The sequence below is a fragment of the Novosphingobium sp. Gsoil 351 genome, from assembly GCF_009707465.1.
Taxonomy (GTDB): domain Bacteria; phylum Pseudomonadota; class Alphaproteobacteria; order Sphingomonadales; family Sphingomonadaceae; genus Novosphingobium.
This window is the reverse complement of sequence record NZ_CP046120.1, coordinates 3,356,537-3,371,256: the sequence shown is the minus strand read 5'-3', so window position 1 is coordinate 3,371,256 and position 14,720 is coordinate 3,356,537. Positions and strand designations below refer to the sequence as shown.

The 14,720-nt window shown below is 66.7% G+C and carries 14 protein-coding genes; 11 read left to right on the top strand and 3 right to left on the bottom strand.

The genetic code is table 11. The features are described from left to right. Positions 1-34: 34 nt before the first annotated feature. Together GKE62_RS19220 and GKE62_RS16250 are read left to right on the top strand one after the other, a co-directional pair. The gene (locus GKE62_RS19220) at positions 35-502 is read left to right on the top strand and encodes a hypothetical protein (RefSeq protein ID WP_230206766.1); all 468 of its coding nucleotides are present in this window, start codon (positions 35-37) and stop codon (positions 500-502) included. Further along, the gene (locus GKE62_RS16250; RefSeq protein ID WP_230207093.1) at positions 399-1,523 is read left to right on the top strand and encodes an amidase; all 1,125 of its coding nucleotides are present in this window, start codon (positions 399-401) and stop codon (positions 1,521-1,523) included. The genes GKE62_RS19220 and GKE62_RS16250 overlap by 104 nt, the downstream gene beginning before the upstream one ends. On the opposite strand, the gene GKE62_RS16245 is transcribed toward GKE62_RS16250, so the two are convergent. From GKE62_RS16245 to GKE62_RS16235, 3 genes are read right to left on the bottom strand one after another with little or no spacing between them, the layout of a single operon-like run. Continuing rightward, on the bottom strand, positions 1,513-2,325 hold the full coding sequence (locus GKE62_RS16245) for an alpha/beta fold hydrolase (RefSeq protein ID WP_154693144.1): 813 nt from the start codon (positions 2,323-2,325) through the stop codon (positions 1,513-1,515). The two genes, GKE62_RS16250 and GKE62_RS16245, sit on opposite strands and share 11 nt — an antisense overlap. Further along, positions 2,322-3,683, bottom strand: coding sequence for an MmgE/PrpD family protein (locus tag GKE62_RS16240; protein WP_154693143.1), 1,362 nt, complete (start codon positions 3,681-3,683; stop codon positions 2,322-2,324). Before GKE62_RS16240 ends, GKE62_RS16245 begins: the two co-directional genes overlap by 4 nt. Then, complete coding sequence (locus GKE62_RS16235) at positions 3,680-4,606, bottom strand: hypothetical protein (protein WP_230206765.1); 927 nt, start codon at positions 4,604-4,606, stop codon at positions 3,680-3,682. The genes GKE62_RS16240 and GKE62_RS16235 overlap by 4 nt, the downstream gene beginning before the upstream one ends. Positions 4,607-4,943: 337 nt before the next feature. Between GKE62_RS16235 and GKE62_RS16230 the strand changes: the two genes are divergently transcribed. The 9 genes from GKE62_RS16230 to GKE62_RS16190 all read left to right on the top strand — a co-directional run bounded on the left by GKE62_RS16230 (position 4,944) and on the right by GKE62_RS16190 (position 14,718). After that, a complete protein-coding gene (locus tag GKE62_RS16230; RefSeq protein ID WP_154693141.1) occupies positions 4,944-5,309 on the top strand; it encodes a hypothetical protein in 366 nt (121 codons plus the stop codon). 50 nt (positions 5,310-5,359) lie between these two features. Then, entirely contained in the window at positions 5,360-7,921 is a 2,562-nt protein-coding gene (locus GKE62_RS16225) for a TonB-dependent receptor (RefSeq protein WP_154693140.1), read from the top strand. Continuing rightward, positions 7,921-9,612, top strand: coding sequence for an alpha/beta fold hydrolase (locus GKE62_RS16220; RefSeq protein ID WP_154693139.1), 1,692 nt, complete (start codon positions 7,921-7,923; stop codon positions 9,610-9,612). The genes GKE62_RS16225 and GKE62_RS16220 overlap by 1 nt, the downstream gene beginning before the upstream one ends. Then, positions 9,612-10,988, top strand: coding sequence for an MFS transporter (locus tag GKE62_RS16215; protein ID WP_195908481.1), 1,377 nt, complete (start codon positions 9,612-9,614; stop codon positions 10,986-10,988). The genes GKE62_RS16220 and GKE62_RS16215 overlap by 1 nt, the downstream gene beginning before the upstream one ends. After that, a complete protein-coding gene (locus tag GKE62_RS16210) occupies positions 10,985-12,136 on the top strand; it encodes a S9 family peptidase (RefSeq protein WP_154693137.1) in 1,152 nt (383 codons plus the stop codon). Before GKE62_RS16215 ends, GKE62_RS16210 begins: the two co-directional genes overlap by 4 nt. Continuing rightward, positions 12,100-12,738 carry an alpha/beta hydrolase gene (locus GKE62_RS16205; RefSeq protein ID WP_230206764.1) on the top strand — a complete coding sequence of 213 codons (639 nt, stop codon included), beginning with the start codon at positions 12,100-12,102 and terminating at the stop codon, positions 12,736-12,738. The genes GKE62_RS16210 and GKE62_RS16205 overlap by 37 nt, the downstream gene beginning before the upstream one ends. Before the next feature lie 99 nt (positions 12,739-12,837). Continuing rightward, positions 12,838-13,167: a hypothetical protein gene (locus GKE62_RS16200; protein ID WP_154693135.1), complete on the top strand. Its 330-nt coding sequence runs from the start codon at positions 12,838-12,840 to the stop codon at positions 13,165-13,167. Then, the gene (locus GKE62_RS16195) at positions 13,164-13,583 is read left to right on the top strand and encodes a heme-binding protein (RefSeq protein WP_154693134.1); all 420 of its coding nucleotides are present in this window, start codon (positions 13,164-13,166) and stop codon (positions 13,581-13,583) included. The genes GKE62_RS16200 and GKE62_RS16195 overlap by 4 nt, the downstream gene beginning before the upstream one ends. A gap of 25 nt (positions 13,584-13,608) precedes the next feature. Next, complete coding sequence (locus GKE62_RS16190) at positions 13,609-14,718, top strand: class I SAM-dependent methyltransferase (RefSeq protein ID WP_154693133.1); 1,110 nt, start codon at positions 13,609-13,611, stop codon at positions 14,716-14,718. Positions 14,719-14,720 lie beyond the last annotated feature (2 nt).

Sequence of the window (14,720 nt, the reverse complement as noted above, 5' to 3'; positions counted from 1 at the left end):
CAATCGACGCATAGTCCTTGCCGCGCGGCGGGCGATGCTCGACATCCCGGCGATGGACCTGACGGCGGAACGAGCGGCGGCGGCCACCCTGGCGCAAACGCAAAGCGCGGCGCTGCGCGAACTGGCCGTTCCGCGCGGCCAAGCGCCGGCCGCGTTGTCGGCTTCAACCCGGGCCGCGTGTGCGACACCGCCACCATCTCCCACTATCGTTGCGCCGCCCACCGGCGAGCCTGGGTGGTGGAGCGTGGCCGGGATCGCCGCGGCCTATCGCAGCGGCGTGGCGACCCCCGCTTCGCTGATCGAGGCGCTACTCGAACGCATCGCGCGGCTCGACCCCCAGCTCAACGCCTTCGTCCATCTCGATGCCGAAGGCGCGCGCGGCGGCACGCGATCCGGGGCTGCCGCGCGGGTCTCTGTTCGGCGTCCCGGTCGGGATCAAGGACGTCGTCGACGTCGCCGGCATGCCGACGACCTGCCATTCGCGGCTGCGGATCGGCCATAACGCGGTGCAAGACGCGCCCGTCGTCGCCGCATTACGCGAAGCCGGGGCGATCATCGTCGGCAAGCTCGCGACGCACGAGTTCGCGATCGGTGGCCCCTCGTTCGACCTGCCCTTTCCCCCGGCGCGCAATCCTTGGAACCCCGCACACCATCCCGGCGGCTCATCGTCGGGCGCGGGAGCGGCGGTCGCCGCCGGGCTGATCCCGCTTGCCATCGGCACCGACACCGCCGGCTCGGTGCGCAACCCGGCGAGCGCCTGCGGGATCGTCGGGCTCAAGCCGACACGGGGGTTGCTGTCGACCGTTGGGGTGGTCCCTCTGTCGTGGTCGCTCGATCACGTCGGCATCCTGGGCCGCAGCGCAGACGATGTGCGGATCGCGCTGGAGGCTCTTGCACCCGGTTCACTCGGCGCGACTACCCAGCTTCGGATCGGCTATGTCCGCCATTTCCACACCGTCGATCTGCCCGCCGAGCCGGAGGTCGCCGTCGCGCTCGACCGGGCCGCTCAGGCACTGAGTGCGAGAGAAGCCGAGCTACCGCCACTTGGCGAGTTCTCGCTGGTCAACCGGGTCATCCTCCAGGCCGAAGGCTACGCCTATCACGCCCACGACCTGCGAAACCGCCCCGAGAGGTTCGCTCGACGCACCCGCGATGCACTACTGCCCGGCGAGTTCGTATCGTCCACAGACTATCTCACAGCTCGCCGCTTGCAGGCGACATTGACCGCCTCGGTCGAGGCGCGTTTCGCCGAGTTCGACGTACTGCTCACCGCGAGCAGCATGACCCCGCCCTGCCGGATCGATGACGACGCAGCGATCGGATCGACTTACCTCAGCCAGGCGCGCACGCCCTTCAACGTCACCGGCCACCCGGCCTTGGCGATGATGGCCGGGCTATCGAGCGAGGGCCTGCCACTGTCGTTGCAACTGGTGGCGCGGTGCGGGGAGGAAGCTGCGCTGCTGCAAGTGGCGGAGCGCTGGGAGCGGGCGATGGGCGGTCCGCTGCGCCCGCCTATCGATTGACGAAATCGACGATCAGCCGGGTTGCTTCCTCGGGTTGTTCGAGCACCAGATAGTGCCCGCAATCGTCGAGAACGTGCAACTCCGCGCCGGGGATAACCTGGGCGATGGTGGCGAAACCGCAGCCGCTGGGCGCGGGGTTGAACGGGGTCATGTTGTCTTCCTTGCCCGCCAGCAGCAGCGTCGGCGCCTTCACGTTCGGCAGCAACGGTTCGAGGTCGGTGCCCTCGATGATCTGCGTCCCCGCCACGAACGCCTCGGGCTTGGTCGCGGCGAAGGCGAGATACATCTCATCGAATTGTGCCTGGGCCTCCGCCCGTTCGTAATAGCCGCGGGCGAAGCCGGCCACCGAAGTGAGGTCGGTCACCGCATCCATCCCGCTGTCCAGCGCGGCGCGCTTCCAGGTCTTGCGCATCATCCGCGCGGCGAGATCGTAGCGCGCGAGGAAGCAACTGAGCACCAGCTTGTCGATGACCTCGGGATGTGCGGCGGCGAGCGACAGCCCGATCATCGCGCCAAACGAGGTGCCGTGGAGATTGACCCGTTCGTAGCCTACCGCGGCAAGAAACTCGAACACCAGCTCGGCCAGCCCGGCCATTCCACCAGGGCGGACATCCGCGCCGACGCTTTGTCCATAACCCGGCAGATCGAAATCGATCACTTCGAAGTGTTCGGCCATCAGCGGAGTCATCGCCGCGAAGTTCTTGTGGCCGAAGGCGGAGCCGTGGATCTGAAGGAACGGCGCACCGGTCCCCGTGGTCTTGTACCAGATGGTTTCGCCGCCGGGCAGTTTGACGGTGGTCATGCGTCGGTCCTCAACAAGCTGATCAGCCCGGACAGATCCGGCGCAGCATCCAGAGCCCACACCGCGTCTGCGATCTGCGCGGCGCGGCCATTAGGGAGCACCCCTTGAGCGTACTGGCTTAGCAAATCAGCAAGCTTCGCGTCGGGCACCCGAGCACCGGGCGTGCCGAGGAAGTTGTCGACGTTGTGCGCCTCGCAGCTGCCGTCGTTGAACGCGATCTCCAGCGAGCAGCCTTCGAAGGTCGGCCGCGCCTCGTCGGCGATCAGGTCGATGCGGTCGCGCAGGGCGAGCACCGCGGGGTCGGTGTAGCAGTCCGGCGTGGTCTCGGCGGTGGTGAAGCGGCCGCGCAGCCAGGCGGCGGCGGCGCAGTGGCGCAAGTCGAAGGTCGCCTCGCTCTCGCTGCTCGGCGCGCCGAAGCGTGCGCGGCGTTCGTCGGCGATGTCGCGGACCAGCGGGTTGACCCGGAAGGTCATGCGCTCGACCGTTCGGCCATTCGCGCGCGGCAGCAGCGCCAGCACGCATTCGACCGGGCCGTGGGTGATCGTCTCGGTCGGCACGACTTTGTAGGTTTGGCCGAACAGGCGCCATTCGCCGCTGCCTATTCCGTCCAGCACCGTGTCGATCTTCGCGCGGTTCTCGTCGCAGTGCGCCTGGAACATGCCGCGGTCGCCTTCAAACGCAGTGGCGGGAGCGGTGAAGCCGCGCTCTGCCAACTGGAACGCCGACAGCCCCGACCGCGCGGTCGCTCCCGTGATGTACGACAGCGTCATGCTGCCGACCGAGGCGTAGAGCCCGAAGGCGCTGCACATCGCGACCCCTAGCGAGTTGACGGTGGTGGAGCGGTCGAGCCCGGCGAGCACGCTGCACCCCGCCGCGGCGCCGATCCCGCCCGTCAGGCCGGCCGGCACCGCGCCGCGATAATAGGCCGTGGGCATCAGGATCGTCGCCACCGCCAGCTCGGCCTCGACACCCAGCGCAAGCGCGTCGAGGAAATCGCGCCCACTGCTCCCGCGCACTTCGGCCAGCGCGACCAGCGCGGGCAGCACTGCGGAAACCGCGTGCATGAAGCACGGGATGTAGGTGTCGTGGAAATCGAGCACTTCGTAGAGCGCGCCGTTGACCATCGCCGCGGCCTGCGGGCTGGTCTCGGTCCCCAGCCAGTGGACGTGTGCGCCGCTGCCGCCGTTCTCGGCAACCGCCCAGTCGTGAAGGATGCGGATCGCGGGATGCGCGGTCGCGCCGACCGACGCCTTGAGCTGGTTTAACAGCAAGCGCTTGCCCTCGTGGCGGATGGCGTCGGTGACCTGGTCGCGATCGGCCAGGAACGCGGCAAGCCGTTCTGCCACGGTTGCGCTCACGCCGCGGCTTCCAGCTCGACCCCTTCGGCGACCTCACCGTACATCCAGCGCAGGATCGATGGGTGCGCCTGGTTGTAGCCGCCCAGCGCGGTCAGCGCCGCATAGGCGGGGAAGCCGCGCAAGCCGACGAACGTCGGGCGCCCGTGGCGATTCGACGTGTAGATCGCGCGAACCGGATAGGCGTGGAGAACGGACACCTCGCGGCTCAGCCCGGCCTCGCGCACGAGCCGCGCGAGCGCTGCCTCGCTCGTCACGATGAGGTCGATCCACCCCTGGTACTGGCGCTCGGGCGGATGGGTCTTGATCGGATAGCCCGAGGCCCGCTCGACCTCCATGTCGGGGGCTTCGAACAGGCTCAGGCGCAGGCGGATCACGTCGGGATCGGCCGCCCAGCGCGCCGCCACCTCGCCCAGCAGCGCGCGAAACGCCGCCTCGTCGCCACGGCGGCGCAGGAACAGCGAAAACGTCGGCCGCGCCGGCGCGCCTTGCGGAGCGGCCTGGCCGCTGCGATCAACGTACGTGCGGCCAAGATCCTCGAGCACCCGATACGTGGTGCTCTGGTCGACGATCAGTTCGATGTCGCCCAGCAGATGCCCGCGCGTTTCCGGATCGGGCGCCGCGCCGAATGCGTCGAGTGCCGCCTGGCTGGCGTAGCGCACGTCCGAAGTCCACATCAGTTGCTCGCCGGCCGGGCAGGCGAATTCGATGCCGGCGTCGGGCGAGAGCAGGCCGGGGCGCACCGCCTCGAACTGGAAGTGGCGGTACTCCCAGATCCCCGGGCGACGCGCGATCGAGGGGCTGTGAACGTCCCGCCAATAGCACAGCACGTCTTCGAGATCGAGCTCGCGCTTCTTCCAGCCGCAGGTCACGCGGCCCAGCCAGGCGCGGTTTTCGCTTTCGATCATTTCTTGCGAATTTGTCATCGCGCCAAGGATGAAATCGCGGCCCAGGCAATGCAACGCCGCCGCTCGCACTATGCGCAAAAGGGCGAGTTGCTGGCGGATTCGGCTCAAAATTCTGCGCAACACCCGGATGTCGGTTGTCGCGTTCCCGTTCGTTTGTGAATTGGCCGGTTGGATTGTCGAAATCGCGTCACATCGAGAGGACGTTCAGCATGCCTCAGGCCCGTGCCTTACTCACCGCCGCATCCATCGCCATCGCCGTGCTTCAGGCCCCGATCGCGCCTGCGCTCGCCAAGCCGGCGCCGCGCTGCACCGGGGGTAGCGTGGATATCGCGCGCGGGGTCGAGGTCGTCGAGGCGTGGCGCGCGTTCAAGGGCGCGGACGGGCTCAGCCACATCGAGAAGACCGCCATCCCCGGCAAAAAGGGATCTATTACGGCGGCAAGGTCACCGTCACCGTGTTCGACCTCGGCGATCCGAGCGGCGCGTCGTTCGTCTACGGAGCACCGAACATGGAAATCCCCCTCCATCCGGTGCCCTACAAAGAGACCTTCATCATCCTCAGCGGAAGTTCGGTGGTCCACGCCGCGAACGGCCAGGTCGTCAAGCTCGGCCCGGGATCGATGCTGATGTCCGAGGACCTCGGAACGCCCGGCCGTTCGGGCAGCTCCGGGCCGTGCGGCTACGTCGCGCTGTCGCTCGCCTACAAGGCGGAAAAGCCCTGACAATCAAAATAATATTATAAAAAACAGACATTTGGACAGGGAGTCCCATCATGCCAACGAATCCAAAGTCATCGCCAAAGCTGGCCTACCTCTTCACTGCCGCGCCGCTGGCGCTCGGTCTCGCGGGCCCCGCCTGGGCCCAGGACGCGGTCGCGCCAGCGCCCGAAGCCGCTCCGCAGACCGCCGACGATACCGCAGTCGATCCCAACGTGATCGTCGTCACCGCGCGCAACCGCCAGGAGAAGCTGCAGGACGTGCCGCTTTCGATCACCGCGCTGTCCACCGAGGCGCTGGACAACGCCAACGTCCGCAACTTGCGCGATGTCGCCTATCTCACCCCCGGCCTGGTAATCACCAGCGGTGGTTCGGAGTTCGGGGTCAACCCGATCATCCGCGGCCAGACCAACCTCAACGGCGGCCAGGGCGATCCCAACGTCGCGGTGTTCATCGACGGGGTCTACATCGTCAACAACACCGCGATCAACGTGGGCCTGATCGACATCGAGCGGATCGAGGTGGTCAAGGGCCCGGTCAGCGCGCTCTACGGTCGCAACGCGTTTGCCGGCGCGATCAACTACGTCTCCAAGCAGCCCGACCTCAACGACGCGCACGGCCGGATCACCGCCTTCGGCGGCAACGACAAGTCGTACAGCGTGTCGGGCATGCTCAGCTATCCGTTGGTTCCCGGCGTGCTCGCCGCCTCGGTCGCGGCCGGCTACGAGCATTTCGGCGGCAGCTACAAGGACAAGGTCAACGGAGAGCGCGCGGGCGGGTTCGAGAAGAAGGACGGTCAGGTTTCGCTGCTGTTCACCCCGGACGACCGTTTCCGCGTCGCCGCGTCGTACTACTACGGCGAAGACACCTTCGGCCCGTCGGCGATCGCGTACAACAATAACAACTGCGGCTTCCGCAACGTGCCCGCGTCGGTCCAGGACCCCAGCGGCACCGGGTTCACCCAGTTCTGCGGCAAGTTCAAGCCCGACGCCCACCCGGTTGAGGTTCCGGTGATCTCAAAGCTGACCGGCGCGGCGGGCAACGACCGCAAGGTCCAGCTCGGCCGCCTCAACACGAGCTACGACCTGGGCTTTGCCACGCTTTCGTCGCTGACCGGCTACACCAAGGTTACTCAGCAGCGCTTCACCGACTTCATCGGCCGCCGCAACGGCGCGCCCTATATCCTTACGCCGGGACCCGGGACGGTGAACCTGCTCGAATATTTCGGGTCGAACACCAACACCCGTGACTTCAGCGAGGAGTTGCGGCTGCAATCGCCCGGCGACAAGCGCTTCCGCTGGCAACTTGGCGGGTTCTATTACAAGGGCCGCAACTCCAGCCGCACGATCCTGTCGCTCGACGGTAGCCCGATCCCCGCGGGCCAGCAGCTTCTGGCCGGTTTCCCGCGCAACTCGGTGACCGTCAACGGCGTGATCAGCGACATCCTGAAGGGCGAGACGCTTCAGCACGACAAGCAGTATTCGGGCTTCGTCGGGCTGGAGTACGACCTGCTCGAAGGGCTGACCGCCTCGGGGGAATACCGCACGACGCATCAGAAGAAGGACATCCTGGTCATCCGCAATACGGGTTGCCCCGGCAACCTGGCCGCGCCAACCGCCACCTGCAACGGCGCTGCGGCGACGCCCTTCCTGTTCCCCAACGGACCCAACCCGGTTTCGGGAACGTTCGACTACGACAACTATCGCGGGACGCTGAAATACCAGGTCACGCCATCGACCAATGTCTATGCCAGCATCGCCAACGGCACCAAGGCGGGCGGTTTCAACCAGCGGTCGGTCGCGGCGCCCGACGGCTCGTTCCCGGACAAGCAGTTCAATCCCGAAACCAACATCACCTACGAAGCCGGAATAAAGAACAGCTTCTTGGGCAACCGCGTGTTCGTGAACGTCGCCGCGTTCCACATCGATACCAAGGACATCCAGATTTCGGGTCCATCGTCGGTGGCGAGCAATCCCGGACTGGTGACCAAGAATTTCGGCAGCGTCCACACCGACGGTTTCGAGATCGAGATCGCTGCCAAGGTCGCGCGCGGTGTGAAGGTCAACATGGGAATCGGATATGCCAATCCGAAGTTCGGCAAGGACGCCTTCGATTTCGGCGCTGCCGGCGCTTGCGCTTCCGTCAACCTGACCACGGGCCTCATCACGCCGATCATCCCGCAGTGTGCGAAGGACGTGGTGATTCTGCCGAAAAACTCGAAATACAACACCACCAACTTCGACAAGGCTGCTCTCTCGCTCGACGGCAACAGCCTTCCGCGTCAATCGAAGATGCAGATCACCGGTGGCATCGATCTCGACGGCGATCTGGGTAGCAGCGGCTGGCGCTGGAGCGCCAACGGCAACATCCGTCTGGAAGACAAGTACTTTGGCTTCAACAACAACATCAGTTGGTACGGTCCGCGCACGATCCTCAACCTGAAGGCCGGGATCGAAAACGACACCTTCTCGATCGCCGCCTATGTCAACAACCTCACGGACGACCACACGCCCGAGATCATCTCGGTCAACGCGCGGCTCAGCGACTTTGGTGGAGACATCGACGGCTACTTGCCCGTGGGACGCCAGTATGGTGTGACCGCCACCGCGAAGTTCTGATGACGGGTTCCAGCGTTGCAGTGAAAGCCAGCAACCCCACTGCAGTGCTGGATGCCTATCCGGTAACGCGCCGCTTCGTCGATGTCGGCGGGCGGCGCCTCCACGGGCGGATCATGGGGGCAGGTCCGCCCGCGTTGTTTCTCCACTCCTCGCCGGCCAACTCGTCGTTTGTCCTGCCCGAAATGGCCGCGGTGGCCGACCGCTTTACCTGCTTCGCCTTCGATACCCCCGGGTTCGGGCTCTCCGATCCGCTTCCCGGGGAAACGCTGACCGTTGCCGATCTTGCGGATGCACTGGCGGATACTCTGGCGGCGATCGCCATGCCGCCATGCCCGGTGTTCGGCTGCCACACCGGCGCCGCCATCGCGCTAGAGCTGGGTGTGCGCCACCCCGATCGCGTCACCGGGCTGATGCTCGATGCGCTGAGTTGCTTCACCGCGGAGGAGGCCGCCGCGCTCGAGGCGGGGTATTTCACCAAGCTTCCGCTCGACCCGCTGGGCGGGCACTTCTCGGCGATCTGGACGCGGTTCCGCGACCAGTCGATCTGGTTTCCGTGGTTCGCCCGCGACCCCGCGCATGTCAACGAAAGCGACCTGACGTCGCCCGCTGCGACCAACCGCTGGGTCACGATGTTCTTCGACGCCCGGGACACCTACGTCCCGGCCTATCGCGCGGCGATCGGCTATCGCGACGGTCCCGAGGCGTTGCGCCATCTGACCGTTCCCATCGTGCTCACCGCGATCGAATCCGACATGCTCTACCCGCACCTCGACCGGGTGAAACCGTCGGGCGAGAACCAGCGGATCGTCCTGGTCGGCGATTCCGTCCCGGCCCGCCGCGCGCTGACCGCGAAGACGTTGGACGCATTTCGCGGCAGCGGAGCGGCGCCCGTGCTTAGGGCGGCGATGGCGAGTTCCGACCGTGTCGTGCGCCAGTTCGTCGATGTCGGTGGCGGGCAACTGCTGGTGCGCAGTCTGGGCGACCGTGAGCTGCCGCCGCTGCTGCTGATCCACGACCTTCCCGGCGCGGGCGGGCAGTCCGAGCGGCGGATGCGCGAGCTTGCCCGCGACCAGTTCGTCGTGGCCTTCGATCTGCCCGGCTGCGGCGAAAGCACGCCGCTCGATCGGACCGCGCTGGGCGATGTCGCCGATCGCCTGTGGGACGGCCTGACCGAGCTCGGCCTGTCACGGGTGACGCTGGCGGGCATCGGCTTCGGCAGTTCGCTCGCGGTGGAAATGGCGGCGCGCGCGCCGGAGCGGGCGGTCTCGCTCCTGCTCGACGGGCTGCTGCTGCCCGATCCCGACGAGCGCCAGGCGTTGGCCGGGTCCTACGCCCCATCGGTCGCTGTCGAGCCCGACGGGTCTCACTGGTTCCGCACCTGGCAGATGATCCGCGACATGGGCGTGTGGTGGCCGTGGTTCACCCCGACCCGCGCCGCGCTGCGTCGGGCGCCCGCCGAGTTCGGTGCGGACGCGCTGCACCGGCGGACCTGCGAGACGCTGCGCCAGCCCAATGGCTGGGCCGCGGCGGTCGCTGCCGCCCTCGACGCCGATAGCGCCGCGCGGCTCGCCACGCTCCGGATAGCGGTGACCTTCGTCGATGGCTCTGCCAATCCCCTCGCGACCGCCTACGGACAGCGCGCACGGGACCTGTTCCCGCAAGCCGAATGGCGCGTGCTGGGGGAAGTTTGATGGCCATCACCGGGCAAGCGGCCCCTCTGCCGACGAAAGTCTGCATCGGCTGGGGCCTGGGCACGCTCGGCCCGGTGACGGTGCTGACCGCGACCAATGTCGTCCTGCTGCGCTACCTCACCGACTACGTCGGGATCGCCGCCGCGGTCGGCGCCTCGCTGATCGCCTTTTCCAAGGTCTTCGACGCATTCATCGACCCCGCGTTGGGCGCGCTCAGCGACCGGACGAAGAGCCGCTGGGGCCGCCGCCGCCCCTATCTTATCCTGGGCAGCGCCCTGCTCTCGGTCGCGGTGATCGCGATCTTCTCGGTGCCCGATTTCGCCGACGTGCAGTTGCGGGTGATCTACGTCGGCGCGATCCTGCTGTTCTATGCGGTCGCCTACAGCCTGTTCACGATCCCCTACCTGTCGATGCCCGCCGAGATGACCGACAGCTATCATGAACGCTCGCGGCTGATGAGCTGGCGAGTCTATGCGGTCGGGCTTTCGCAGATCGTCGCCTCGGTACTCGGGCCGATGCTGCTGGGCACGCTGGGCGGAGGCGAAGGCGCATACTTCTGGATGGCGATGGTGTTCGTGCCGATCATTCTGGGCTCGGCCTGGATCGCCTTCGCCGCCACCCGCGACGCGCCGTTCACCGAGCCGGCCGCGCACGTCCACTATCCGTTCGCCGTCCTGGTGCGCTCGGTCGCCGCCAACCGGCCATTCCTGGTCCTGATTATGGTCAAATTCCTGACCCTTATGTCGCTGGGGGTGCAGGCCGTGTTCGCGTTCTTCTTCGCCCATGTCCTGAAGCTTTCGGACAGCGCGCTGGGGACGTATTTCCTGTTCTCCTCGCTGGCGCTGATCGCATCGCAGCCGCTGTGGCTGTGGCTGCTGCGGCGGACGGGCGACAAGAAGCAAGTTTACATGATCGCGCTGGCGGTCGGCATCCCGGCTTTCCTGAGCTGGTTCGCCGCCGCCCCGGGCGATCCGGCAGTGCTGATGTACCTGCGGGCGGTGATCATCGGCATTTCCGGCGGGGGAGCGATCCTCATGGGTCAGTCGCTGCTGCCCGATACGATGGAATACGACTATCGCCGCACCGGGCTGCGCCGCGAGGGCATTTTCTCGGGCATCTACACCACTGTCGAGAAGCTCGCCGGGGCGATCGGGGTAGCGTTCGTCGGGGCGATGCTCTCGGCCTCGGGCTATGTCGCCGGGCGAGGCGGAGACACGGCGCAGCCCGAAAGCGCAATCCAGGCGATCTATCTGATCATGGGCATCCTGCCCGCCACGATCAGCACGCTCGGGATCGTCGGCCTGCTGTTCTACAATTTGACCGAAGCGCGGCTCAAGGCGACCAGCTCGGCCATCGGCCTGGGAGCGACATCATGAAGAACTTGCTGCTGCGCTGCCTGGCGCTGGCCGCGGTGCTGATCGCGGCGCCGGTTTCGGCCCAGGACATTCGAATGGAGGTGATCCAGCTCACCGGTGATCCGCCGGGACACGTCCGCGAGGCCCCCGGCGGCGGACGCATTCTGGCGCCGGGCGTACTCTATACACCCGCCGGCGGGGGCAACCCGCACGGCCCGGCGATCGTCATGCTCGACGGCGGCCCGGGCGAGCACACGCTCGGCCACGATCAGATCACCCGCTTCGCCGCCGAACGGCTCGCGGCGCAGGGCTACACCGTGCTCAGCCTCTACGGCTATCAGGAGCGCAGCTTCCCGCTGATCCCGTTCGCCGACACGATCTGGCCGATCGATACCGCGCTGACCTGGCTGGAGAACGCCGGATACGAGGACTTCGCGCTCGCCGGACAGGGCTATGGCGCGCTGGCGGCGGCGCAGTACCTGGCCACGCACCCCGACACCTTGCTCGACAACGGCGGGCAAAAGCGGGTCCGCGCGCTGATCCTCTACAACCCGCTGACCAACTTGCGGAAGTATCCCCGCGCGATGCTCGATGGCGGCGGGTATGACGCCAAGGTCGCCCGCGCCGAAGCCTCGGTCGCCAGCGGCCGCGGGCTGATCCCCGAAAACCTCGAACCCGGCCAGGGGGAAGCGCGGCGACCGACCCGTGGGTCGCCGCGGGACCCTACGTCGCCCCTGCCCAGGCCTTCCTCGATTATTGGGGCCCCAAGGCGGCGGAACGCAACGCGGCGCTGCTGGCGAACATCGCGCTGCCGACACTTGCACTTGTCGATCCCAGCGTTGCGTCGACCTCGCGCGACTTCGCGACCAAGGGTCCGCTGGAATTCACCGCTGCCAACGGAAGCAGCGACGGTGCCGACGCGACCGCAGCGCGGATCGCACAATTCCTGGCCGGGCACGATCTCGCCCCCCGGCCCGCGGTCATCACCCGCGCGATCGATACGCCGACCGGCGGTGGCCGCGTCTTGCCGGGGGTGCTCTACACGCCAGCGGCTGGCGCAATCCCTGGGCGCCCGGCGATCATGCTGCTGTTCGGGCGCTCGACCGACGCGCTGCAATCCTCGACCCATTGGATGGGCTGGCGGCTGGCCCAGCAGGGCTACACGGTGATCGCGCCGAGCCTGCGGATCGGCGGCGCGGCGGGGTTCGAGAGTTCGTCAATCGCCGAAGTGGCCGAAGATCTTGGCCACTGGATGGATTGGGCCGAGAAGATGGGGCTCAAGCGGGTGGTGCTCGGCGGCCATTCCAATGGCGGTGTCTGGCTGTCGAACTACCTCTCGCTGACCCACGACCCGCGCGTGGTGGGCACGATCTACTACGCTCCCACCCGCGACAGCCCGACGTATGCCGCGCGGCAGCAGTCGCCGGCCTCCTATGCCGCGGATGTCGCCTTCGCCAAAAAGTCGGTCAAGGCCGGGCGCGGGATGGAGGACACGATCGGGCTGCTCACCACCCACGCCTTCATCGACAACAACGCTCCTGGTGCGCGTACGATGCACACGCAGCGGGTGCGCGAGTTCGTCCTGCCTGGCTTCATGATCACCGGCGCGAAGGACCCGCTGATGGACGAGGCGTTCGTCGCCGCTTTCGCAAAGGCCTACCGTGGCCCGCTGGCGCAAGTGCGCTATGCCGATGGCACCCACGGCCTGCGCGAGAACAAGGACCGCGTGGCTAGCGATACCGCGCATTGGCTTGCGCAGACCTTTCCCTGAAAGCACTTTTGCGCCGTGAGCTTCGAGAGCAAAACCGGATAGCGGGGTTTTGCCGATTGCGGCGTTTCCGCGACCCTGCAACCTTCTAGAAGTGGCGTCATGCAAGCCGAAACCACCACCCGCTTTCAGCCGCGACGGCGAACCGCCAAGGGCCAGGCGCGCCCGCGCTATCTCCAGCCGGACGACATCGACAAGGTGATGCTGATGCTGGTCAACCTGCTGTCGGAAGTTTCGGCCTTGCGCGACCGGCTCGACACCGCCGAAGCCGTCGTCGAACTTGGGGGCCAGCCGACCAGCGCGGCGATCGAAGCCTATGAATTGACGCCCGAACGCCATCTGGCTCGCGAATCCAACCGCCAGGCGATGCTCGCCCGCGTGCTCCGCCCAATCACCGAAGAGCGCGATGCCACGGCGGGAGACGAAGCATGAGCGTGAAGCTTGGCACCGCGCAGGAAATCGCCCGCGTGGCGTTTGCCGAGGGTGAGAAGCAGGGGTTGATGGTGATGAGCGTGGTCGTCACCGACCCCGGCGGTCATGTCCGCCTCGCGATGCGCAGCGATGCGCAGGGCATCTTCGGGGTCGACACCGCGCTGGGCAAGGCGCGCACCGCGCTGGGCTTCAACCGCAGTTCGTGGCTGTTGAGCAAGACATTCGTAGATCCCTGCGGGGTCGCCTCGCTGAACGGCGCGACCGGCGGCGCGTTCTTGCCGTTGGGCGGCGGCGTGGTTATCCAACACGATGGCGTGACCGTCGGTGCCGCGGCGATATCCGGCGGAATGCCCGAAGTCGACGACACGCTTATCCGCCAAGCGGTCGAAGCTGCCGGCCTTACTGCCCTGCCCTGACTTTCGAACGAAGCGAGCAAAACCCATGTTCCAGACCCCTCACGCCATGCTCCCGTCGATGAACCACGACGAGGCCGCCCGCGCCGATTTCTGCGCGAGCCTGCGTAAGAAGTTCACCACGGACCTATTTCCCGGCACCCGCACGCTTTACAGCAAGGCGCTACTGCCCGCGTTCGAAGCCAAGCACGGCCGCAAGCCCAAGAACGCCAAGGAAGCTGCGCAACTGCTGCAATCCAGCTTCTACTATCGCGGCATGAACGCCGTCGGCCGAGCGGCGCAGGAACTGGTTTGGGATACCGTCGGCGAGAGCGTCGAGCGTCAGTTGCCCGAGCTGGTCGAGCGCGCCAAGCCCAAGCCCGGCGCGCTGGGCACGGTGCGGTCCAATCCGGACTTGCCGATCCCGCGCTATATCGACGCGGTCGACATTCACGTGATGCCGGGCAATTTCCATACCGAACTTGGCGAGGACGACGTCTTCGCGGGGGCACTCTACGACCGCGGGGTGCACGTGTTCGCGTTCGGCGGACTCGGCGACCAGAACGAAGCGCTTGGCGTCGCGATGGCGGCCTGGGTGCGCGAGAACTACCCCGATTTCAAACCCCACCGCATTCTCGACGTCGGCTGTGGCCCGGGCTTTACCACGGTGCCGTGGAAGCAGGCGTTTCCCGATGCCGAAGTCCACGGCATCGACGTGGGCGGCCCGCAAGTACGCTACGCCCACGGTCGCGCCGAGAGCCTGGGCGTCGGGGTTCATTTCAGTCAGCAGGATGGGACCGCGACGGACTTCCCCGACGGCCATTTCGATCTGGTGACGTCGATGCTGGTGACCCATGAGTGCCCGGTCCCAGTGATCAAGGGTCTGTTCAAGGAGGCCCACCGCCTACTTGCGCGCGGGGGCATAACGTTGCACGATGGTGGCACCCCTGCGCACGACCCCTTCGAAAGCCATATGACCAGTTGGTTCGGCAACAATGCCAATGAGCCGTTCTCGGCCCAGTTTCGGATGCTCGATTACAAGGCGGCGCTGGTCGAGGCCGGGTTCGCCGAGGAAAGCTATTTCCGCGGCGAGCGCGAGCCGGTGTATCTCAAGGGACAACTGCCGCCGATTACGTTGGTCGGCGCTGTAAAGGACTGAGC